The sequence below is a fragment of the Acidovorax sp. ST3 genome, from assembly GCF_003231145.1.
GTDB lineage: Bacteria > Pseudomonadota > Gammaproteobacteria > Burkholderiales > Burkholderiaceae_C > Acidovorax.
The window spans coordinates 355514-375443 of record NZ_QKVP01000004.1 but is presented as its reverse complement, the minus strand read 5'-3'; the positions used below and the strand labels follow the sequence as shown (position 1 = coordinate 375443).

Here is a 19930-nt window from a genome sequence, read left to right as displayed (position 1 = left end):
GTGGCCCCACAGACTCCAGTTGCCGCACGTGCAGATCAACAATGCGTGCGGTGGGCCTATTGTTCAAAACGCTGCAGGGGATGAGGTAGAGCTGTAGCGAGACCTCATAGAGACAAGTGCCCAGCGATCAAGAAATATTGATACTTCGAAGGAATTCTCATCGTGGCCGCTGCTGCTCACGCCATCGGCTTATCGGCCAGTCGCGCCGTCCAATGTCCGCCAGTCTCCTGCTGAACCTTGAGCAGGTCGTAAGTCTTGAGCATGTCCAACAACCCGGAGTGGCCATAGCTCTTGGGTGAGAACGACGGGTCGGCGCGCTTCAGGTAGGAGCCCAGCCCGCCCACGCTGACTTTGCCCTCTGCGGTGTCTGCTGCCAATAGCGTGACAGCCTCCACAATGAACCTGGGACGCAGCTTTGGGACGGGTTTGACGGCTTCCACCTTCTGGGTGGACTTGGTCACTGCGGACTCAGCCGATGCAGGCTCCGCCTCCAGCAACGGCTTCGTCCATTCAAAGAACTGATCACTTGCGTTGCGCAGCGCATCGGGCGACTTGGCTTCTCCCACGATGTGCACCGTGGCGCCGCGCTCGCGAAGCTTGCGGCACAGGTAGGCAAAGTCGGAATCGCTGGTGACGATACAGAACGTCGTGGCGCGGCCGTCGAACAGCGCTTCGATCGCATCCAGCGCCAATGCAAGGTCGGACGTGTTTTTTCCCGCCGCATACTGATACTGCAGGCATGGGGTGAACGCTAGGCGCACCAGCGCTTCCTGCCACTTGTTCGCCAACGTGCTGTGGTTGCCATAACCCCGCCGCAAGACCACCCGCCCAAACTGCGCGACCACGCGCAAAGCGTATTCCAAAATTTCAGGGGTCGTATTGTCACAGTCCACCAGCACCGCGACACGCGACTCGGCATCGCCCATTTGATTTGCCATCTTGTATGTCCTCCCGCGCAAAAAGTGTTGAATACTTGGCGCAAGCCATTGGAACACCTCCGGCGTCGCACATGCCAACCCTCAACCAGCAGCGCACCCACAAATACATCACCGCCCGGCAGCAGCACCCGGCCTGGCTGCTGCTGGCCTCGCGGCGGGCGCCGCTGGTGTTGAGCTGCCTGGACGCGCTGTTTGAGCACCAGCGCGATGGCGTACCCTTCGACGCGGCCGTCCAAGCGCTGGCGGACATGCTGGCAGCGCATGCCAACGAGGTGGACTTTGAAATCGACAGCGACGACACCCTGAGCCAGGCCCGGCGCGAGGTGCGTGAGTGGATACGGCGCGGGCTGGTGGTGGAGCGCGAAGGCCGCGTGTTCGAGACCGATGCGCTGAAGACCGCACTGCGCTTCATCGCCCAACTCGATGGGCGCATGATGACCTCCACGGCGTCGCGCCTGGCGGTGGTGCAGCGCGAAATCGACAATCTGGCCGCCGCGCTCAACCCCGATCCGCAAAGCCGCGCCGAGCATCTGCAGCGCCGCATGGCCGACTTGCAGCAGCAGCTTGACGACGTGCGGGCAGGCCGCATCACTGAACTGACGCCAGAGCAGGCAGTGGAAGGCATCCGCGAGGTGTATGCGCTTTCGGTCAGCCTGCGGGCCGACTTTCGCCGGGTGGAGGATTCCTGGCGCGAGGCGGACCGTGCGCTGCGCGAGGCCATCATCAGCGCCCGTCATCACCGCGGCGCGGTTATGGACCAGCTGCTGGACGGCCATGCGAACCTGCTGAATACGCAGGAGGGCCGGGTGTTCGACAGCTTCCACCAACAGCTCTCGCACCAGACCGAGCTGACCGAGATGCGCCAGCGCATCCGCCAGATCCTGGCGCACCCGGCCACCGAACACGCGTTGGATCACCTGCAGCGCAGCACGCTGCACCTGCTGGTGCAGCAGCTCATCAAAGAGGCCAAGGTGGTGCAGGCCGTGCGCGCGCGCAGCGAGCGCGAGGTCAGCCAGTTCATGAAAACCGGCCAGGCGGCCGAGAACCAGCGCGTGGGCCAATTGCTCAACGACGTGCTGGAGCAGGCCCTGCGCATCGACTGGCAACGCCAAGCTATGCGCCGCCAAAGCACGCCGCTGCCGCCGCTGGGCGTGGCCCTGGGCAGCGTGCCGCTGGTGGAGCGGCTGCGCGCCAAATCGCTGGACGGCGGCGACCAGGCCGCGCTGCTGCTCACCACCGCCTACGCCGACCTGGGCGAGATGGACGGTGAGTTCTGGCAGGCCTTTGAAGGGCTGGAACGCGACGCGTTGGTGCAGCGCACTTTGCAAACCTTGGCCGAGCGGGGCCGACCGATGACTTTGGCCGAGCTGGCCGCAGCACTGCCTCCGGGCGAGCATGACCTGGAGACCTTTGCGCTGTGGCTGGCCATGGCGCGCGAGGCCGGCGTGGAATTGCAGCCGGGCGAGGAGCAGATCGAAACACAGGATAGCTATCAGCACTGGCGCTTTACCGTGCCGCGGGTGGCGCTGGACGGCGCGCAACTGGCGCAAAGAGAGTGGGAGCTGTGATGCAGCAGGAGCCGGATATTTTTGACCGCATGGCCGCGCAGGGTGCGGGTGGGCAAGCAGAACAATCGCTATCAAAAAAAGAGCCTCCCGCGCTGACTGAAAGCGGCATGGCAGCACAATGCGCTTTAAGAACGCCGCCCAACGTGCGTCAGGCGCTACAGTTTTTGCTAGCGCACGGCTGGCTCGAATCTGCGACCAAGCCGAAGCTGTTCCACCTGATTGCAGCGCAAACCACACTGCTCGATGCGCTGCTGGAGCCGCTGGACCTGCGCGTGGTGGTGGACGACGTGCGCGGCCTGGCCTTTCTGGCCGTGGTGCCCGACTACGCGGGCGACGATACCGACGAGAGCGAGCAGGACGACTGGACGCACCCCCTGATGAAGCGCCAGCGACTGACACTGGAGCAATCACTGCTGCTCGCCCTTTTACGGCGCGAGTTCTTGCAGCGCGAACAGGAGAGCGGCACCGGCACGGCAGTGCGCATCACCGTGGACAGCCTGTTGCCGCAACTCGAAACCTACCTCGGGGCAACCGGCAGCGACATGCAAGAGCGCAAGCGCTTGGGCCAGCTGCTGGAGAACCTGCGCGCGCACGGTATGGTTTCGGAGGTGGATGCGCAAGACTGCATCACCATCCGCCCGATGATCGTGCACCTGCTCAACCCCGAGAACCTGCAGACACTGCTGCTGCGCCTGCGTGCGGTGGCGCAACAAGGCGGCGCAGGTAACGCAGAGGGCGCGCAATGAGCGCCGACGCCTCCTTCATACTGCAAGAGCTGCACCTGTACAACTGGGGCGCGTTCGCGGGCCGCCACCAGGTGACCATCGACCCCCGCAACAGCGCCATCATCGGCCCCACGGGCAGCGGCAAGACCACGCTGGTCGATGCGCTGATGACGCTGCTGTGCGCCAGCCCGCGCTACAACCTGGCCTCCACGGGCGGGCACGAGAGCGACCGCGACCTGGTGAGCTATGTGCGCGGTGCCAGCGGCCAGGGCAACGACAGCGGCGACCACATTGCGCGGGCCGGGCGCTGCGCGACCGGCATCGCAGCACGGCTGGTGCGCGGGGCTGAATTGGTCTGGCTTGGCGCGCTGCTGTGGTTTGACGGCAGCAGCCAATCCGCCGCCGACATGCAAAAGCGCTGGTTCTTTGCGCAGGGCGCGGGCCACAGCCTGGATCTGTGGCTGGAGGAGCAGCACAGCGGCGGCGCGCGGGCACTGACGCGGCTGGCCAAGGACAGCGAAGGCCTGCAGATGTTCAGCAGCAAGGCGCCGTACCTGGCCAAACTGCACAGCTTCTTTGAAGTGGGGCCGAACGCCTTCACGCTGCTCAACCGAGCGGCAGGCCTCAAGCAGCTCAACAGCATCGACGAGATTTTTCGCGAGCTGGTGCTGGACGATCACTCGGCGTTTGAGGACGCACAAAAGGTGGTCGATGGGTTTGCCGAGCTGGCTTCCATCCACGCCGACCTGGAGCTGGCCAACGCGCAGTATGTGTCGCTGCTGCCGCTGCGCGATCTGGCTGCGCGCGAGCATCAGCAAGCCCAGCACTTGGCCCACTTGCAGGCGCTGCAGCAACAGCTGCCGCAATGGTTTGCGGCGCAGGGCGTGCAATGGTGGGGCGAACGCATCACGCAACTGCAGGCCCAGATGGCGGCGCGGGGTGGCGCACTGCATGCCGCGCAGGAGCACGTCAACACCACGCGAAAGGTCGAGCAAGACTTGCATGGCCAATACCTGCAAGCCGGCGGTGCCAACATCGACGTGCTGCGCGAAAACATTGACCACGCACGCAAGGAGCTGGCGCGCGTCCAGAACAATCTGGCGCAATACCAGGCCCTGACGCGCAACCTGGGGCTGGGGGACCACGCAGGGGCCGACCACTTGGTCAGCCACCAGGCCCAAGCTAAGGCGGCGATGGAGCAGATCGACGCCCAAGAGGCCGGGTTACAGGCCGACGCCGAACGCGCCATCGCCCAAACCCACAACGCCCACACCCGCCTGAACGAGATCCAGGCCGAATACGACGCCGTGCGCCAGCGCCCGGGCTCCAACCTGCCGATGGAGCACCAGCGCTTTCGTGCCGAGTTGGCCGACCACCTGGGCTTGCCGGAAAACGATCTGCCCTTCACCGCCGAACTGGTGGAGGTGCGCAAGGCCGAACAGGCGTGGCGCGGCGCCATCGAGCGCGCACTGGGCAGCCACCGGCTGCGCATTTTGGTGCCCCAGCCAGCAATGCACACCGCCCTGCAGTGGGTGAACCAGCGGCACAACCGACTGCATGTGCGCCTGCTGGAAGTGCGCGATGCCACCCCCGCGGCCTTCCTGGCCGACGGCTTTGCGCGCAAGCTCAACCTCAAGCCCGCAGCGCCCACGGCCCACCTGAACACGCTGCGCCATCTGCTGCACGGCCTGGACCGCCACTGCGTGCCCGATGTGCAAACGCTGGAGCGCACGCCCCACGCCATGACGGCGCAGGGGCTGATGTCCAGCCAATCCGGCCACTTCGACAAACAAGACCAGAAGCGGCTGGACCAGGACTGGATGACGGGTTTTGACAACCGTGACCGGCTGGTGCATTTGCTACAACAAATGGAGCTGTTAGCGCTTGACCATCAAGCGCTGGAGGCCAAAAAGACCCAAACTTTGCACGCCCAGCGGCGCGCGCAAGAGCAGCGCCAGCTGTGGGCAGCGCTCCAGGCACTGCGGACCGAAGACCTGGACACCACCGCCGCCCAAACGCAGTTGCAGCACAAAGAGCAGCAGCTGCAGGCGCTGCTCCACCCCGACTCCGACACCGCACAGGCCCAGCAGCGCTGGGAGGCCGCGCAAACCCACACCCGCGCGGCAGAGGGGCAACTGCGCGATCTGCAAACGGCACAGACGCAAGACGAAACCTTGCGGGCTGCAGCGCAGAAGCAACACGCCGCGTACCAAGCGCGCAGCACCGACACATTCTCCATCGACGCCGACTTTGCCGCGCAACTGGCCAGCGCCGGGCACCGCCTGCCCCCGCTCGATGGCGACAGCCTCGCAGCCCAGGAGCGCGACGCAGGCACTGCGGTACAAACCAAAACCGCTGAGGCCAGCAAAAAGCTCAGCACCCTGCACACCGACATCGTGCGCCAGATGGGCAAGGCCAAGCACGAAGACCGCGGCGCACTGGCCGACCACGCGCAAGAGGTGGACGCGCTGCCCCACTATCTGCAGCGCCTGCAGGTGCTGGAAGAAGAGGCCCTGCCGCACAAGCGCCAGCGGTTTCAGAAATACCTCAACAACACTTCACAGCAAGGTGTTGACACGCTGCTCAATGGCATCGCCGCGCAGGTGGCGGACATTGAAGAGCGCATTGCCCAGCTCAACCAAACGCTACAGCGCGTGGACTTTCAACCCGGCCGCTACCTGCAACTGGAGCCGCGTGCCGTTGTGCACCAAAGCCTGCAAGAGCTGAACCGCGCCCAGGCTCAGTTGCGCACCGAGAGCCTGCGCGACGACGGCGGCCAAAGCCACTACCGCGCACTGCGCGCCATCGTGGAGATTCTGCAAACCCACGCCAGCAACCGCCGCAATAAGGCCGCGCAAGCGCTGCTGGACGCGCGCTACCGCCTGCAGTTTGCGGTGCTGGTGCTGGACCGGGCCAGCGGCCAGATGCTGGAGCGGCGCACCGGCTCGCAAGGCGGCAGCGGGGGCGAGAAGGAGATCATCGCCAGCTACGTGCTCACCGCCTCGCTGAGCTACGCGCTGTGCCCCGATGGCGCAAGCCGCCCGGTGTTCGGCACCATCGTGCTGGACGAGGCGTTCTCCAAAAGCTCGCAGGCCGTGGCCGCGCGCATCATCCAGGCGCTGCGCGAGTTTGGCTTGCACGCGTTGTTCGTCACGCCCAACAAGGAAGTGCGCCTGCTGCGCAACCACACCCGCAGCGCGGTGGTGGTGCACCGGCGCGGCGCGCAGGCCACGCTGGCGTCGCTGCGCTGGGAGGAGATTGATGCATTTCGCCGCAGTGCCCCAGGCACCCCCGGCACACTCAGCGCCTCTACCGGCATCGAAGCATGAAGTCGCCCCAGGAACTGGCCGCCCGGCTCGCCCAGCAATGGAACAGTGCGGATTGGCGCGAACGCCAGCTGCTGGGCACCGCCGCAGCATGGCCGCTGACCCTGTCCATCGGCCAGCCTGACTCTGCCGTGTTTCTGAACAACGCCACCGCGCTGCGCAACCATTTGCAGCAATGGCGCGCCGTAGAACAGCACGGCCTGGGCAGTGTGCAGTGGCAGGAGCGGCGCTACCGGGGCAGCAGCGATGCGATTGCTGTGCCCACGCACTGGCAACTGGCCAAGCCTTCGCAATGCGTGGCGGCCATCGTTCATTACAAAGTGCCGGGGCATGCGCAGCTAAAGAGCGACTACGCCCGGCTCGGTGCCCTCATCGCGGCGGTGGAGCGCACCGGCTTTCAGCGCCTGCTGGTGCGCCGCCTCGTGCAGTGGCGCGACACCCCCGCCGAGGCGGTCATCGCCGCCGCACGCATGGCGCTGCAACTGGAGCCCGGCTGCGCCCAAGGCAGACCCCTGCGTGCCTTGGCGGTCCAAGGCAACGACAGCAAATTCTTCGAGCGCCACGCCAGCCTGCTCACCGCCTTGCTGGACGAGCGCTTTGACGGCGAAGCCAGCCGCCAGGGGCTGGTCGGCTTTCTCGGCGCGCTGCCGGAGGACGACCACTGGCTGCTGATCGCTCCGCTCGCCCCGGGTCTGCTGTCTTTCGCACGCCAGCGCGTACGCGCCAGCGAACTGCTCACGACACCGCTGCCCGCCCACCGCATTCTGCTGGTGGAGAACGAGCGCTGCCTGCACCAGCTGCCGCAGCCCTTGCCCGACACCATTGCCGTCTTGGGCGCAGGCCTCAACTTAGGCTGGCTGTCTGCGCTTTGGCTGCAAGCGCGCGACGTAGCCTACTGGGGCGACCTGGACACCTGGGGCTTGCACATGTTGGCCATGGCGCGCAGCCACCGGCCACAACTGCATGCGTTGTTGATGGACCGCGCCACCTTCGACGCCCACCAGGACCGGGCCGTGCCGGAGCCCGCCCACGCACCACCGCCCTTGCGAGGCAGCTCACTGCTGCTCACAGAACGTGGGCTGGACGGCCATCTGCGCACTCTGGAGAATGGCCGTCTGGAACAAGAGTTTCTTCCAGCCGACGTGGTGCACCGCGCGGTACAAAGCTGGGCGAGCAAGGCTTAGGCACAATCCCACCCCATGCGCTCCCCCATCGCCATCGTTGACGTAGACCGCCTGGACACCTGGACCCGCTACCGCGCAGGCCTGTGCGACACATGCGCGGCCAACTGCTGCACGATGCCGCTGGAGGTGCAGCTGTCGGACCTGGTGCGGCTGGAGCTGGTGGACCCGTTCGAGGCCGAGCATGAAGAAATCCGCCACATTGCCAAGCGGCTGCAAAAGGCGCGGCTGATTGACCACTTCAACCACAAGAACGCGGTCTTCACGATGGCGCGGAGGGCGAGTGGGGACTGCAACTTTCTCGACCCCAAGACCCGGCTGTGCACGGTGTACGACAAGCGGCCCGAGACCTGCCGCCTGCACCCGCAGAAGAAGAGCCCCAAGCCGGGTTACTGCGCCTATGGGGCTCGAGATCTGCAGCGGCGGGGCTGATGACAGACACGCACTGAGATGGCTCGCATCTCTCATCTGCGCAAGCCCGCCACCGTCTGAAACCACCGCTGCCCGCGCTCACACCATGTCGCGCAGCTCGCGGCGCAGGATCTTGCCAACGCTGGACTTGGGCAGGGCCTCCACAAACACGATCTGCCGGGGCACCTTGTAGGCGGTGAGCGCGGCGCGGCAGTGGGCTGCAATGTGGTCTGCATCCACCGGTGGCGCAGTGCCCGCCGCGCGCACCACATACAGCCGCAGCGCCTCGCCCGTTTTCTCGTCCGGCACGCCGATGCAGGCGCATTCCAGTACGCCGGGGCAGGCGGTGGCCACGGCCTCGACTTCGTTGGGAAAGACGTTGAAGCCCGAGACGATGACCATGTCCTTCTTGCGGTCCACGATCTTGAGAAAACCACGCTCGTCCAGCTGGCCAATGTCGCCGGTGCGGAAGTAGCCGTCGGGGGTGAAGGCGGCGGCATTGGCCTCGGGCTGTTGCCAGTAGCCGCCCATGACCTGGGGGCCTTTCACGCAGACCTCGCCGGGTTGGCCCAGGGGCACGGGGTGGCCCTGGTCGTCCAGCAGCAGCACGTCGGTGGACGGCAGGGGCAGGCCGGTGCTGCCGCTGAACGCGGTGACCGACGCGGGGTTGAAGGCCACCACGGGGCTGGTCTCGCTCAGGCCGTAGCCTTCGCGGATGAACTGACCGGTGATGGCCTGCCAGCGGGCGGAGACCGAGGGCAGGATGGCGGCACCACCGCCACCCGCCAGCCGCAGGTTGGAGAAGTCCACGCCCTGCGTGCCGGGGTGCGCCGCCAGCCCCGCGTACAGCGTGTTGACGCCCATGAACACGCTGGGGCGCGCAGCCTTCAACACATCGATCAACCCCTCCAGGTCGCGTGGGTTGGGCACCAGCCAGTTGCGTGCGCCCACCGCAAAGTAGCTGATCAGGTTCACCATCAGCGCGAAGATGTGATACAGCGGAATGGCCGTGACGACGACCTCCTGTGCGGGGCGCAGGGCATCGGGCACGAATGCCTTGAACTGCTCCACATTGGCCACCAGGTTGCGGTGCGTGAGCATGGCGCCCTTGGACAGGCCGGTGGTGCCCCCGGTGTACTGCAGGAACAGCAGGTCGCTCCCCTCCAGCACGGGCGGCGCAAAGGGCAGGGTGGCGCCTTCGGCCAGGGCGCGCGCCAACGAGGTGGTGGTGTGCAGATGGGCATCCACCGGGGGTCCGGGCAGGTCGGCTGCGGTGCCGTCGCCGGGCGCCACGGTGATGATGCTGCGCAGTTCCACCCGGTCCTGGATGGCAGCCAGGGTGGCGGTAGACCCCGCATAGATCACCATGACCTGGGCGCCTGCGTCCCGTAGCTGGCGCTCCAGCTCGCGCGGGGTGTAGAGCGGGTTGACGTTGACCTGCACGCAGCCTGCGCGCGCAATGCCCAGCATGGCGATAGGAAACGCCATCAGGTTCGGGCACATCACCGCGATGCGGTCGCCCTTGCGCACGCGCAGCACGTTCTGCAGGTAGGCCGCAAACGCGCGGGATTGCTGGTCCACATGTGCATAGGTCAGCGTCTGGCCCAGGCAGGTGAATGCGGGCCGGTGCGCGTACCGCTGCATGGCGGCACACAGCAGGTGCACGATGCTGGGATGGCTGTCGGGATCGATGTGGGCAGGGATGGCGCCATAGCTGGCCAGCCAGGGTTGGGGAGACATGGTGAATCGGTCCTCGTGGGGGGTGGAGCAGCAACGTGCGGGCAGGCTCAGCGCACGGCCTTGGCCAGTGCCGCAAAGGCTTGCCGGTCCAGCGCGTGGGTGAAGGCGGTGTTGGGCACGGGGTGCGTGGAGAACTTCACCACCACCAGCTCGGCCGCCGGGTTGATGTGGATGTGCTGGCCCATCAGGCCTTTGGCTTCAAAGGTGCCATCGGCATCGTGGGGTATCCACCACTGGTTGTGGTACGAGTAGCCCGCGCGCATGGCCGTGCCTGGGGCCTTGCTGAACTGGGCGGGGTCGGCCCCTTTGCGCAGCTCGGCAATGGTGGCGGGCGAGACGATCTGCTGGCCGTTGAAACGGCCGTTGGATCGCAGCATCTCGCCCAGACGGCCCAGGTCACGCAAAGTGGCGTTCACGCCCACGCTGGTGGCCTGGCCGCCGTTGGCGTCGGCAAACACATAGGCGTCCTCTTGCGTGCCCAGCTTGGACCAGATGCGCTCGGACAGCAGCGTGGCGTAGCTCTTGCCCGTCACGCGCTGCAGCAGCCAACCCAGCACTTCCGTGTCCACCGACTTGTAGGCAAATGCGGTGCCGTGCTCGCCGTCCTTTTGCACAGTGGGCAGGTGCTCGGCCATGCTCTTGGCCCCATTGCTACCGGGGCGCGCAGGCTGCAGGCCCGCAGCGGCCAGGTACTGAAAGACACCGGAGGTGGGGTCCGCAAAGTCTTCTGCGTATTTCACGCTGGTGGTCATGTCCAGGGTCTGCTGCACGGTGGCATCGGCCCAGGCGCTGTTGGCCAGCTCGGGCAGGTAACGCACGATGCGCGCGCTGGCATCGATGGCGCCTTCCTGGATGAGCTCCGTCACCAGCAGCCCCACCAGCGATTTGCTCATGGACCACAGCACATGCGGTTGCTGCGGCTGCATGCCGATGTGATAGCGCTCGTACACCACACGGCCCCGGTGCAGTACCAGCAGGGCGTCGGTGTACGTGGCCTTCTGCCAGTCGGCCAGCGTGGTGGTGGCGCCCTTGTCGTCGGCAAACGCCAGGGTATCGGGCAAGGCGCGCGGCGCGGCGGGCAGTGCGCTGGGCGCTGCTGCACCCCGCCAGATGGTGGCCGTGGGCCCCAGTTCGCGCAAGTGCTGAGCGGCCCAGCGCACGTTGGGGTACTTGAGGATGTTGGCCAGGCGCACGATCTTGTCGGGCGCCGGAGGGAAGCCCTGCATCAGCTGCAGGGTCACGGGGCTGGTGGCGTCTGGCGGCGGCAGCTGCGGAGCCTGGGCCTGGCTGGCAGACGCAAACCCCAGCAGGGCACAAGCCAGGGCGACAGCGGTGAAGGAGGAGGTGATGTGGCGATGAAAAGAGTGCATGGTGAAAAGGCCTCGGTCAAGAAACGCGGGATGGGAAGAACAAAAAAGGAAATGGATTCGGCCGGGCCGATCAGCCCCGCGCGGCCAGCAGCGTGCGGATCACGCCCTCGGTGCGCTCGTATTCGCCCTCGCCAAAGTGCTTGTAGCGAATGCGGCCTTGCGCATCGATGAGGTAGGTGGCGGGCCAGTACTGGTTGCCGTAGGCTTTCCAGGTGCCGTAGCGGTTGTCCTGTGCCACGGGGTGCTTGACGCCGTGGCGGCGCATGGCGGCTTCCACATTGGCGGTCGGGCGCTCGAACGGAAACTCTGGCGTGTGTACGCCCACCACGGTGAGCCCTTGGGGCGTGTATTGCTCGGCCCAGCGGTTCACATGGGGCAGGGTGCGGATGCAGTTGATGCAGGCGTACGTCCAGAAGTCCACCAGCACCACGCGGCCGCGCAACTGCGCCAGGCTCAGCGGTTCGGAATTGAGCCAGCGCTCGATGCCGGTGAACTCGGGCGCAGCGCCCAAATCGGGCAACGCTGCGGCGGGGCTGGCGGGGCCCGCTGCATACGCCAAGCCGGGGGCCGCCAGTGCAGCGGCCATCGACGCCAGGAAAGCGCGGCGCTCGGAGAAGCGCGGAGAAGAGGGGGGCAATGTCATGGTGAAAGCTCCTTGCAATCGGCGGGGCGTCGCCCCTTACAGGCCGCCCCAGCCCGAGGGATAAAACTGCGTGAGCCAGGCGGTGATCTGCCCATCCACCTCCCACAGCATGGCCAGCGCGACGGCAATGACCACCACGCCAAACACCTGCTGCACACGGTGCGCGTGGCGCGCAATGCGGCGCACATGGGTGGCGGCAGCCTGGCCGCCATAGGCAATCGCCAGCATGGGCAGTGCTGCGCCGGTGGAATACGCGAGCAGCAGTACGGCGATGCCCACCCCCGGTGGCTCGGTGGCGATGAGGGTGAGGATGGAGGCGAGCACCGGCCCGGCGCAGGGTGTCCAGACCGCGCCCAGGCTCAGGCCGAGCAGCAGTCCGCCCCAGTTGCCGCCCCCGCTGCCCATGCCCAGGCTGGCCATGCGGTTGAGCACGCCGCCCGCATGTTGGCTGAGCCACTGGAACGGCCGGGGCCACACCGTAAGCACGCCAAACACCAGCAGCATCACGGCGGCAAACCGGCGCAGGCCTTCCTGAGACACACCCAGCACCTGCGTGAAGCTGCTGAACAGCAGTGCCACGGCCGCGAACGACAGCGCAAAGCCCAGGGCAATGAACAGGGGGCGTGTGCGCCGCGCTGAGTCGGCGCCGCTCACCGAGGCCCCCAGCACCACTGGCAGCATGGGCAACACGCAGGGCGCCCCCACCGTGAGCATGCCGGCGGCCACGGCCAGCCATGGCGAGGTGGTGGCCATGGTCATTGCCCGCTCCCCTGCTCGGCCGCCGGGCGGCGCCACACCTGGGTTTTGCCGAACAGCGGAATGCCCACATATGCGTGCACCAGCAGTTGTTCCGGCTCGGCCGGCGTCAGGTTGACGCGGTACGTCTTGGCGTTCTCGCGGTTGTAGATTTCGCCCTGGTACTCGCTGCTGCCGCCCTCCGCCGGGCGCAGGCCCGACAGCAGGGTCATGCCCAGCGCAGGCCGCGCGTCGGCCGCCGCCATGTCGGCGCCCGGCGCGCTCATGGAGCGGTTGGCCAGCACGCGCACCACCTTGCCACACAGGGCGTTGCCGCCAGCGGGGTTGCAAGGAGCGATGTTCACTTCCAGATTGCCGCTCTCGGTGATCCAGCGACCCAGGGGCGCTTTGGGGTGGGCGGTGCCCGGCGCTGGTGCCACAGCGGCTGGCGGCGCTGCCGCAGCCTCTTGCGCGCTGACTGCCTGCGCCAGGCCCAGGGTCAGCAGGGCGGTCACGGCGATGGATGGTTTCATGGCGAGGTCCTCGTGAAGTTCAGGAAGACCTCATTGAAGCCAGCGCAGGTATCGGCGATTTGTCTGGCCAGGGGCTTTTGGTATGCGCGCTTGTCGATGCACCGGGCAGACAAGTTGAGATACATATCTGCCCACCCAGCCCATACCGCTGCACCACCAAAGCCCGGACAATGGCCACCATGACGACGACGCCCGCTCCCGACCACATCCTGATCGTCGATGACGACGCCGGCATCCGCGAACTGGCTGCCGAGTACCTGCAGCGCCAGGGCTTGCAGGTGAGTGTGGCCGCCGACGGGCGGCAAATGCGCGAGGTACTGGCCACGCAGCGCATCGACCTGCTGGTGCTGGACCTGATGCTGCCGGGCACCGACGGCATCGCACTGTGCCGCGAGCTGCGCAGCCCGGGCGCCCCACCGCTGCCCATCATCATGCTCACCGCACGCAGCGACGAGGCGGACCGCATCCTGGGTCTGGAACTGGGCGCGGACGACTACCTGACCAAACCCTTCGCCGCGCGCGAGCTGCTGGCACGCATCCACGCGGTGCTGCGGCGCACGCGCATGCTGCCGCCCAATCTGGCCGTGGCCGAACCCGCGCGCCACCTCACGTTTGGGGACTGGCGGCTGGACACCACCGCACGCCACCTGCTCGATGCCACGGGCGCAGTGGTGGCGCTGTCGGGCGCCGAATACCGCCTGCTGCGTGTGCTGCTGGACCACCCGCAGCGCATCCTCACACGCGACCAGCTGCTGCAGCTCACACAGGGGCGCGATGCCGATGTGTTCGACCGCTCCATCGACCTGCTGGTGAGCCGTGTGCGCCAGCGGCTGGGCGATGGCGCGCGCGGCTCGCGCTACATCAAGACCGTGCGCAACGAGGGCTATGTGTTCTGCGCCGATGTGCAAACTACGGCAGCAGTCGCAGGAGCTGCGCCATGACGCTGCGCTGGTGGCCACGCTCTTTGTTCGGGCGCATTCTGCTGGTGATGGCACTGGGCCTGGCGTTGGCGCATGCGCTGACGTTTGTGCTGGCGTTCACCGAGCGCAGCATGACCATGCGGCGGGCCATGGTGTCGTATTTCGCCAGCGACGTGGCCAGCTCGGTCGCCATGCTGGAACGCCTGCCTGCCACCGAGCGCGCACAGTGGGTGGACCGGCTGGCGCGCCGCAACTACCGCTTTGCGCTGGCCGAGCCGATGGACGCACCTGCCGACCCGTCCCAGCTGGCCCGCCTCGTTGCCAGCGCTGTGGCGGCCACTCTGCCCACTGACCGCCCGGTGCAGGTGATCGACCCCCATGTGCCGGGCATCGAGCTGCGGCTGCAACTGCGCCTGGCCGACGGCACACCCCTGGCCGTGGACATGGACGAGCCCCGGCTGCAGATCTCCCCCTGGGTGCTGGGCGCGCTGGCGCTGCAGCTGGCGCTGCTGGTGGGCCTGTGCGCCTGGGCCGTGCGTGCAGCCACGCGGCCCCTGAGCACGCTGGCCGATGCGGCCGATGCGCTGGGCGCCGACCGCCCCACCGTGCCGCTGGCTGAAGACGGCCCGCGCGAAGTGGTGCGCGCCGCCGTTGCCTTCAACCATATGCAGCAGCGCATCCAGGCGCATCTTCAGGAACGCATGCAGATCCTGGCCGCCGTCTCGCACGACCTGCAAACACCCATCACCCGGCTGCGCCTGCGCGCGGATCTGCTGGACGACACCACGCTGCGCGACAAGCTGCACGCCGACCTGGCCGAGATGCAGTCTCTGGTGGAAGAGGGCATTGCCTACGCGCGCTCATCGCAGGCCGTGCGCGAGCCCCCGCAGCGCGTGGACCTGCGCGCGCTGGTGGAGAGCATTGCGCGCGACTACGCCGATGCCGGCCTGCCGGTACAAGTGCTGCAGGCAGTGGATGTGACCTGCGACACCCGCCCCCAGGCCCTGCGCCGCCTGCTGTGCAATCTGGTGGACAACGCGCTCAAGTTTGCAGGCGCCGCCGAGCTGACGCTGGAGGCAGAAAGGCCAGGCCAGTGCCTGGTGCGCGTCATCGATCATGGGCCTGGCATCCCTCCGGCGGACCTGGCCGCCGTGCTGCAGCCCTATGTGCGGCTGGAAGATTCGCGCAACCGGGGCACCGGTGGCACCGGTCTGGGCCTGGCCATTGCCAGCGAGCTGGCCAAGGCCCTGGGCGGGCGGCTGGTGCTGGGGCCGCGTGCAGATGGCGCCCAGGGACTGGAGGCGCGGGTGGAGCTGCCAGAAGCGCTCCCGGCATAGGCATGCGCACCAGCGCCGCTGCTACAGTGGCCGCTCCGTGCACTCTCAAAAGGGCAACGCCGTGGACACACCTGTCAGCACCCCGCAGAGCGAGATCAGCGCCAGCAACCCACGCATCCGCGTCGGCATCGGCGGCTGGACCTTCGAGCCCTGGCGCGGCAGCTTCTACCCCGCAGGGCTGGCGCACAGCAGGGAGCTGCAATACGCCAGCCGACAGCTCACCGCGATTGAGGTCAACGGCACCTACTACAGCACCTTCAAACCACCCACCTTTGCCAAATGGCGCGATGAAACGCCCGAAGGCTTTGTGTTCTCACTCAAGGCCAACCGCTTTGCCACGCACCGGCGCGTGCTGGTCGAGGCGGGCGATTCGATCGCGCGGTTTGTCGACAGTGGCATCTCGGAACTGAAGGACAAGCTCGGGCCCATCGTGTGGCAGTTCATGCCGACCAAGGCGTTTGAGCCGGGCGACTTCGAGGCCTTTCTGGCCCTGCTGCCGCAGCAGGTGGATGGCCTGCAGCTGCGCCACGCGCTGGATGTGCGCCACCCGAGTTTCGCGACGCCAGCGTTTGTGGCGCTGGCGCGCCGGTATGGCTGCGTGCCTGTGTACACCGACTCCGACCAATTTCCGGCCATCGCGGATGCAGAGGCCGACTTTGCCTACCTGCGGCTGATGCGTGGCCAGGCCGGTGTGCCCACGGGCTACACCGCCGATGCCATTGCGCAGTGGGCACAGGGCGTGCGCACCTGGACCAGCGGCGACCGGCCACGCGATGTGTTTGTGTACTTCATCAACGGCGCCAAAGAGCGGGCGCCGGCAGGGGCGATGGAGTTGCTCAGGCAGCTGGGCGCTACACCGTCTCGCGCTGCGTGAAGCCCTGCGGCGCCTCGCCGCCATCGGGCACATTGCCTACCACCACGCGGTCCACGCGCGCGTGGTCAGGTCCCTGGTGTGCCCAGTCGATGAGCGCCAGCACGGCGGGTTCCGGGCCCCAGGCGCAGGCCTCCACGCGGCCATCCTGGCGGTTGCGCACCCAGCCCGTCACGCCCAGTCGATTGGCGGCCTGCGCCATGGACCAACGGTAGCCCACGCCCTGCACCTGGCCGGTGATCAACAGATGGCGGGTGATGGTGGAGTGGGGTTCTGCGTTCATGGGGGGCACTGTAGCGCGCTCCTTGTGGGGAGCCCGGTCCAGGGGCACACTGCCAGCACCACCGCACCCCATGACCACCACCACCCCCAAGGCCCTGCCCACCATCGACCCCCAGCGCTGCACCGGCTGCGGCTGGTGCATTGCGGTGTGCCCACCGCATGTGCTGTCACTGCAGGTGTTGGGCGCGGGGCCCTGGGGCCCCAAGTGCTCCACCCTGCACGACGCGCCCGGCTGCACCGGGTGCGCGCTGTGTGCGGTGCGCTGCCCATTCGATGCGATCCGCATGGTGCGGGTGGCGACCACCCAGGCCCGGTGAGGCCGTTGCGCCACAGGCTCACACAGGCGCACACAGATGCGCATAAGCGCGTACAGGCGGGTTGACAGGCCCCGGCCTGCATCCGGTACACTGCGCCCTTCATGTCGTTCACCTCTCTCCCCATCACCACCGCACGCGCCGCTGCCTTCCAAGGCATGGGCATGATGCCGCCCGTACTCACGCGGGCCAATGGTGAACAGCGGGCACTGGGTGCACGAATGATTACCACCATTACCACCGCGGCCACCTGAGCACGCGCAGGTGGCCGTTTCGGCAGCCACCTGGTGATCGCTCTCTTCTCCCACAAGACGAATGCACGAAACCCAGCTCTGGCAGCTGGGTTTTTTTGTTTGTTCGTTAGCCGGAGAAGTCCATGTACCGCGATCCCGTCCAGTCCCTCGAAGCCCCGTTGTTGCCGTCGTCCGCCACGGCCATGCGCCCCCTGCGCGTGGGCATGATTGGCATTGGCACCGTGGGCGCAGGCACCTTCCGCGTGCTGGCGCGCAACCAGGCGCTGATTGCGGGCCGTGCGGGCCGGGGCATCAAGCTGGTGGTGGTCTGCGCCCGCAGCCTGGCCCGCGCCATGAGCGTGGTGGGCAAGGACGTGGCGCTGACCAACGACCCCATGCAGGTCGCCACGCACCCCGACGTGGATGTGCTGGTGGAGGCCGCTGGCGGCACCGGCCCCGCACGCGACTGGGTGCTGGCCGCCATCCGTGCGGGCAAACATGTGGTCACGGCCAACAAGGCGCTGCTGGCCGAGTATGGCAACGAGATCTTTGCCGCCGCGCGCCAGCACGGCGTGGCCGTGGCCTACGAAGGCGCGGTGGCGGTGAGCATCCCCATCGTGAAGGCGCTGCGCGAGGGCCTGACGGCCAACCGCATCGAGTGGGTGGCGGGCATCATCAACGGCACCACCAACTTCATCCTGAGCAAGATGCGCGATGAGGGTGTGGGCTTTGCCGAAGCGCTGGCGCAGGCCCAGGCGCTGGGCTATGCCGAGGCCGATCCGACGTTTGACATCGAAGGCATCGACGTTGCGCACAAGATCTCGCTGCTGGCGGCCAATGCGTTCGGCATGCCGGTGCGCTTTGCCGATGCGCAGGTGGAGGGCATCACCCGCCTGCAGGGGCTGGACGTGGCCTGCGCCGAGCAGCTGGGCTTTCGCATCAAGCTGCTGGGCGTGGCCAAGCGGCGCAAGGAGGGTGACTCGGAAGGCAATGTGGAGGGGGTGGAGCTGCGCGTGCAGCCCGCGCTGGTGCCCGCCACGCATTTGCTGGCGCATGTGAACGGGTCGATGAACGCCGTGATGGTCAAGGGCGATGCGTCGGGCGTGACGATGTACTACGGCGCGGGTGCGGGGTCGGAGCAGACCGCGTCGGCCGTGATTGCGGACCTGGTGGATGTGGCGCGGCTCGATGGCACCCATGCGGCGCAGCGCGTGCCACACCTGGGCTTCCACCCCCAGGCCGTGGACGAGCAACTGGCGGTACTGCCCCGCGCGGCCGTGCACACCCGCCACTACCTGCGCGTGCCGGTGCACAGCGCGCAGCAGATCGAGGCCGTAGGCGCCTGGCTGGCTGCGCAGCAGGTGCCGGTGCTGCACGTGGCACTGGCGCATGACAAGGCCCTGCCCCCCGGCAACGGCCCCCAGGTGCTGGTGCTGACCGATGCCGTGGCGCAAGCCACGGTGGACCTGGCCGTGCATGCGCTGGCGGCGCACCCGGCGGTGGCCGGCCCGGTGGTCACGCTGCGGGTGGAGACGCTGGAGGGGTGAGCGCCACCTGAAAACGCGTTGGTGCGATGTTTTTGGGCCAAATCGGGCGGTAGCGCTAGTGCATCATGCCTGGTCTGCTATCAATTTTGATAGCCCCTGCCGATGGCATTCCTCACCCCATCAACCGGCCCAACACCAGCGCCGCCATGTCCTCGGCCGCGCGGGTGCCCTCCGCCATCAGGCCCTGCACCACACCGGCGCGATCGGTGTCGGTGCGGTTCTGGCTCACCTTCCAGATGCCCTCCCAGCGCTCCACCGCCAGCTCGATGCCCACGATGGCGCGCAGCAGCTTGTCGATGTAGTCGGGCGGCGCGTCGTCGATGCGCCAGGGGTCGGTGCGGTGGGCCTCGTGCTGCTCGCTCAGGGTGTGCAGGATGCCGCGCAGACGCGCGGGGTCGTCAAACGCGCTCAGTGCGCCGTGGGCGTGCACGGTGGCGTAGTTCCAGGTGGGCACCTGCTTGCCGTCCAGGGCCTTCGACGGGTACCACGAGGGCGACACATAGGCCTGCGGGCCGTGGAACACCGCCACCGCCTGCTGGGGCAACAGCGGCCACAGCGCGTTGGCGCGCGCCACATGGCCGATGAGCGTGCCCTGCGGGCCGCGCGCCGGGTCCAGGTACAGCGGGATGTGATTGACGTGTTGCGCGCCTTCGTGCGCAATGACCAGTGTGGCCAAAGGCTGGGCACGTACCAGGGCTTGCTGGGCAGCGGCATCGGCCACCTGAAACTGCCGGTTGGGGTTGGCCATGTCAGCCCCCTTCCACTTCAAGCACCGGGGCGCAGTCGATCTGCGTCTTGACCGAGTTGGCCAGAAAACACGATGTGTGGGCGCGGTGGTGCAGGTCTTCCAGCTGGGCAGCGCTGGGCGCGTGCGCTGCGTCAAAGCGCGTGACGGGCCTCAGCTGCACATGGGTGACGACCAGCTGGCCCTCTGCGTTCTTGGCCATGGTGCCCACGGCCGCGTCGGTGTAGCGGTTGAGCCGATAGCCCGCGCGGCTGGCGAAGTCCATGAACCACAGCATGTGGCAGCTCGACAGCGCGGCGACATATGCTTCTTCCGGGTCCACCGCCGCCGCGTCGGAGTACGGCAGCGGCACCACATGGGGCGACGACGACGCGGCCACGGTGGCGCCGCCGTCAAACTGCCACGTGTGGGCACGGTGGTAGCGCTTGTCCAGAAAGTCGTCGGTGCCACGGGACCAGGTGATGGTGGCGGTGTGCTCGGCCATGGGGTGCTTTCAAGAGGATCAGGCCGG

The 19930-nt window shown here is 67.3% G+C and carries 20 protein-coding genes; 11 read left to right on the top strand and 9 right to left on the bottom strand.

The window, feature by feature from the left end; genetic code table 11:
- Positions 1 to 176 precede the first annotated feature (176 nt).
- A complete protein-coding gene (locus DNK89_RS14425) occupies positions 177 to 938 on the bottom strand; it encodes an NYN domain-containing protein (protein ID WP_110960657.1) in 762 nt (253 codons plus the stop codon).
- A gap of 71 nt (positions 939 to 1009) precedes the next feature.
- On the opposite strand from DNK89_RS14425, the gene DNK89_RS14420 reads away from it, so the two are divergent.
- From DNK89_RS14420 to DNK89_RS14400, 5 genes are all read left to right on the top strand, one after another.
- On the top strand, positions 1010 to 2506 hold the full coding sequence (locus DNK89_RS14420) for a DUF3375 domain-containing protein (RefSeq protein ID WP_110960656.1): 1497 nt from the start codon (positions 1010 to 1012) through the stop codon (positions 2504 to 2506).
- 107 nt (positions 2507 to 2613) lie between these two features.
- Positions 2614 to 3252, top strand: coding sequence for a DUF4194 domain-containing protein (locus tag DNK89_RS14415; RefSeq protein WP_110960937.1), 639 nt, complete (start codon positions 2614 to 2616; stop codon positions 3250 to 3252).
- Positions 3249 to 6560, top strand: coding sequence for an ATP-binding protein (locus DNK89_RS14410; protein ID WP_110960655.1), 3312 nt, complete (start codon positions 3249 to 3251; stop codon positions 6558 to 6560). The genes DNK89_RS14415 and DNK89_RS14410 overlap by 4 nt, the downstream gene beginning before the upstream one ends.
- Complete coding sequence (locus DNK89_RS14405) at positions 6557 to 7741, top strand: Wadjet anti-phage system protein JetD domain-containing protein (protein WP_110960654.1); 1185 nt, start codon at positions 6557 to 6559, stop codon at positions 7739 to 7741. Before DNK89_RS14410 ends, DNK89_RS14405 begins: the two co-directional genes overlap by 4 nt.
- A 15-nt stretch (positions 7742 to 7756) precedes the next feature.
- On the top strand, positions 7757 to 8170 hold the full coding sequence (locus DNK89_RS14400) for a YkgJ family cysteine cluster protein (RefSeq protein WP_099731681.1): 414 nt from the start codon (positions 7757 to 7759) through the stop codon (positions 8168 to 8170).
- Between the two features lie 78 nt (positions 8171 to 8248).
- Here DNK89_RS14400 and DNK89_RS14395 read toward each other — a convergent pair whose 3' ends face one another.
- The 5 genes from DNK89_RS14395 to DNK89_RS14375 form a co-directional block, all read right to left on the bottom strand.
- Entirely contained in the window at positions 8249 to 9889 is a 1641-nt protein-coding gene (locus DNK89_RS14395) for an AMP-binding protein (RefSeq protein ID WP_110960653.1), read from the bottom strand.
- A 47-nt stretch (positions 9890 to 9936) separates the two neighbouring features.
- Entirely contained in the window at positions 9937 to 11259 is a 1323-nt protein-coding gene (locus DNK89_RS14390) for a serine hydrolase (RefSeq protein WP_110960652.1), read from the bottom strand.
- A 70-nt stretch (positions 11260 to 11329) separates the two neighbouring features.
- Positions 11330 to 11902 (bottom strand): thioredoxin family protein, encoded by a 573-nt coding sequence (locus tag DNK89_RS14385; protein WP_110960651.1) that lies wholly within the window; start codon positions 11900 to 11902, stop codon positions 11330 to 11332.
- Positions 11903 to 11938: 36 nt separating this feature from the next.
- Positions 11939 to 12661 carry a cytochrome c biogenesis CcdA family protein gene (locus DNK89_RS14380; protein ID WP_110960650.1) on the bottom strand — a complete coding sequence of 241 codons (723 nt, stop codon included), beginning with the start codon at positions 12659 to 12661 and terminating at the stop codon, positions 11939 to 11941.
- A complete protein-coding gene (locus DNK89_RS14375) occupies positions 12658 to 13170 on the bottom strand; it encodes a DUF2147 domain-containing protein (protein ID WP_056056836.1) in 513 nt (170 codons plus the stop codon). The genes DNK89_RS14380 and DNK89_RS14375 overlap by 4 nt, the downstream gene beginning before the upstream one ends.
- Before the next feature lie 179 nt (positions 13171 to 13349).
- On the opposite strand from DNK89_RS14375, the gene DNK89_RS14370 reads away from it, so the two are divergent.
- From DNK89_RS14370 to DNK89_RS14360, 3 genes are all read left to right on the top strand, one after another.
- Complete coding sequence (locus DNK89_RS14370; protein ID WP_110960936.1) at positions 13350 to 14111, top strand: response regulator; 762 nt, start codon at positions 13350 to 13352, stop codon at positions 14109 to 14111.
- On the top strand, positions 14108 to 15427 hold the full coding sequence (locus tag DNK89_RS14365) for a HAMP domain-containing sensor histidine kinase (RefSeq protein ID WP_110960649.1): 1320 nt from the start codon (positions 14108 to 14110) through the stop codon (positions 15425 to 15427). Before DNK89_RS14370 ends, DNK89_RS14365 begins: the two co-directional genes overlap by 4 nt.
- Positions 15428 to 15488: 61 nt before the next feature.
- Positions 15489 to 16301: a DUF72 domain-containing protein gene (locus DNK89_RS14360; RefSeq protein WP_238990820.1), complete on the top strand. Its 813-nt coding sequence runs from the start codon at positions 15489 to 15491 to the stop codon at positions 16299 to 16301.
- Here the strand turns inward: DNK89_RS14360 and DNK89_RS14355 are convergent.
- Complete coding sequence (locus DNK89_RS14355; protein WP_110960647.1) at positions 16279 to 16581, bottom strand: acylphosphatase; 303 nt, start codon at positions 16579 to 16581, stop codon at positions 16279 to 16281. The genes DNK89_RS14360 and DNK89_RS14355 overlap by 23 nt on opposite strands.
- Before the next feature lie 70 nt (positions 16582 to 16651).
- Between DNK89_RS14355 and DNK89_RS14350 the strand changes: the two genes are divergently transcribed.
- From DNK89_RS14350 to DNK89_RS14345, 3 genes are all read left to right on the top strand, one after another.
- Positions 16652 to 16897 carry an ATP-binding protein gene (locus DNK89_RS14350; RefSeq protein ID WP_110960646.1) on the top strand — a complete coding sequence of 82 codons (246 nt, stop codon included), beginning with the start codon at positions 16652 to 16654 and terminating at the stop codon, positions 16895 to 16897.
- A gap of 101 nt (positions 16898 to 16998) precedes the next feature.
- Positions 16999 to 17148 carry a hypothetical protein gene (locus DNK89_RS24400; RefSeq protein WP_161958941.1) on the top strand — a complete coding sequence of 50 codons (150 nt, stop codon included), beginning with the start codon at positions 16999 to 17001 and terminating at the stop codon, positions 17146 to 17148.
- A 122-nt stretch (positions 17149 to 17270) separates the two neighbouring features.
- Positions 17271 to 18674: a homoserine dehydrogenase gene (locus DNK89_RS14345; RefSeq protein ID WP_110960645.1), complete on the top strand. Its 1404-nt coding sequence runs from the start codon at positions 17271 to 17273 to the stop codon at positions 18672 to 18674.
- 112 nt (positions 18675 to 18786) lie between these two features.
- Here DNK89_RS14345 and DNK89_RS14340 read toward each other — a convergent pair whose 3' ends face one another.
- Positions 18787 to 19422 (bottom strand): FMN-binding negative transcriptional regulator, encoded by a 636-nt coding sequence (locus DNK89_RS14340; protein ID WP_110960644.1) that lies wholly within the window; start codon positions 19420 to 19422, stop codon positions 18787 to 18789.
- A gap of 1 nt (position 19423) precedes the next feature.
- On the bottom strand, positions 19424 to 19903 hold the full coding sequence (locus tag DNK89_RS14335) for an OsmC family protein (RefSeq protein WP_108498470.1): 480 nt from the start codon (positions 19901 to 19903) through the stop codon (positions 19424 to 19426).
- Positions 19904 to 19930 lie beyond the last annotated feature (27 nt).

Bases quoted from the DNA above. Each gene is read 5' to 3' on its own strand.
- DNK89_RS14380 (WP_110960650.1), bottom strand. From the start codon at position 12,661: ATGACCATGGCCACCACCTCGCCATGGCTGGCCGTGGCCGCCGGCATG.
- DNK89_RS14370 (WP_110960936.1), top strand. From the start codon at position 13,350: ATGACGACGACGCCCGCTCCCGACCACATCCTGATCGTCGATGACGAC.
- DNK89_RS14385 (WP_110960651.1), bottom strand. From the start codon at position 11,902: ATGACATTGCCCCCCTCTTCTCCGCGCTTCTCCGAGCGCCGCGCTTTC.
- DNK89_RS14410 (WP_110960655.1), top strand. From the start codon at position 3,249: ATGAGCGCCGACGCCTCCTTCATACTGCAAGAGCTGCACCTGTACAAC.
- DNK89_RS14400 (WP_099731681.1), top strand. From the start codon at position 7,757: ATGCGCTCCCCCATCGCCATCGTTGACGTAGACCGCCTGGACACCTGG.
- DNK89_RS14395 (WP_110960653.1), bottom strand. From the start codon at position 9,889: ATGTCTCCCCAACCCTGGCTGGCCAGCTATGGCGCCATCCCTGCCCAC.
- DNK89_RS14335 (WP_108498470.1), bottom strand. From the start codon at position 19,903: ATGGCCGAGCACACCGCCACCATCACCTGGTCCCGTGGCACCGACGAC.
- DNK89_RS14345 (WP_110960645.1), top strand. From the start codon at position 17,271: ATGTACCGCGATCCCGTCCAGTCCCTCGAAGCCCCGTTGTTGCCGTCG.
- DNK89_RS14425 (WP_110960657.1), bottom strand. From the start codon at position 938: ATGGCAAATCAAATGGGCGATGCCGAGTCGCGTGTCGCGGTGCTGGTG.
- DNK89_RS14350 (WP_110960646.1), top strand. From the start codon at position 16,652: ATGACCACCACCACCCCCAAGGCCCTGCCCACCATCGACCCCCAGCGC.
- DNK89_RS14365 (WP_110960649.1), top strand. From the start codon at position 14,108: ATGACGCTGCGCTGGTGGCCACGCTCTTTGTTCGGGCGCATTCTGCTG.
- DNK89_RS24400 (WP_161958941.1), top strand. From the start codon at position 16,999: ATGTCGTTCACCTCTCTCCCCATCACCACCGCACGCGCCGCTGCCTTC.
- DNK89_RS14405 (WP_110960654.1), top strand. From the start codon at position 6,557: ATGAAGTCGCCCCAGGAACTGGCCGCCCGGCTCGCCCAGCAATGGAAC.
- DNK89_RS14340 (WP_110960644.1), bottom strand. From the start codon at position 19,422: ATGGCCAACCCCAACCGGCAGTTTCAGGTGGCCGATGCCGCTGCCCAG.
- DNK89_RS14390 (WP_110960652.1), bottom strand. From the start codon at position 11,259: ATGCACTCTTTTCATCGCCACATCACCTCCTCCTTCACCGCTGTCGCC.
- DNK89_RS14415 (WP_110960937.1), top strand. From the start codon at position 2,614: ATGGCAGCACAATGCGCTTTAAGAACGCCGCCCAACGTGCGTCAGGCG.
- DNK89_RS14420 (WP_110960656.1), top strand. From the start codon at position 1,010: ATGCCAACCCTCAACCAGCAGCGCACCCACAAATACATCACCGCCCGG.
- DNK89_RS14375 (WP_056056836.1), bottom strand. From the start codon at position 13,170: ATGAAACCATCCATCGCCGTGACCGCCCTGCTGACCCTGGGCCTGGCG.
- DNK89_RS14355 (WP_110960647.1), bottom strand. From the start codon at position 16,581: ATGAACGCAGAACCCCACTCCACCATCACCCGCCATCTGTTGATCACC.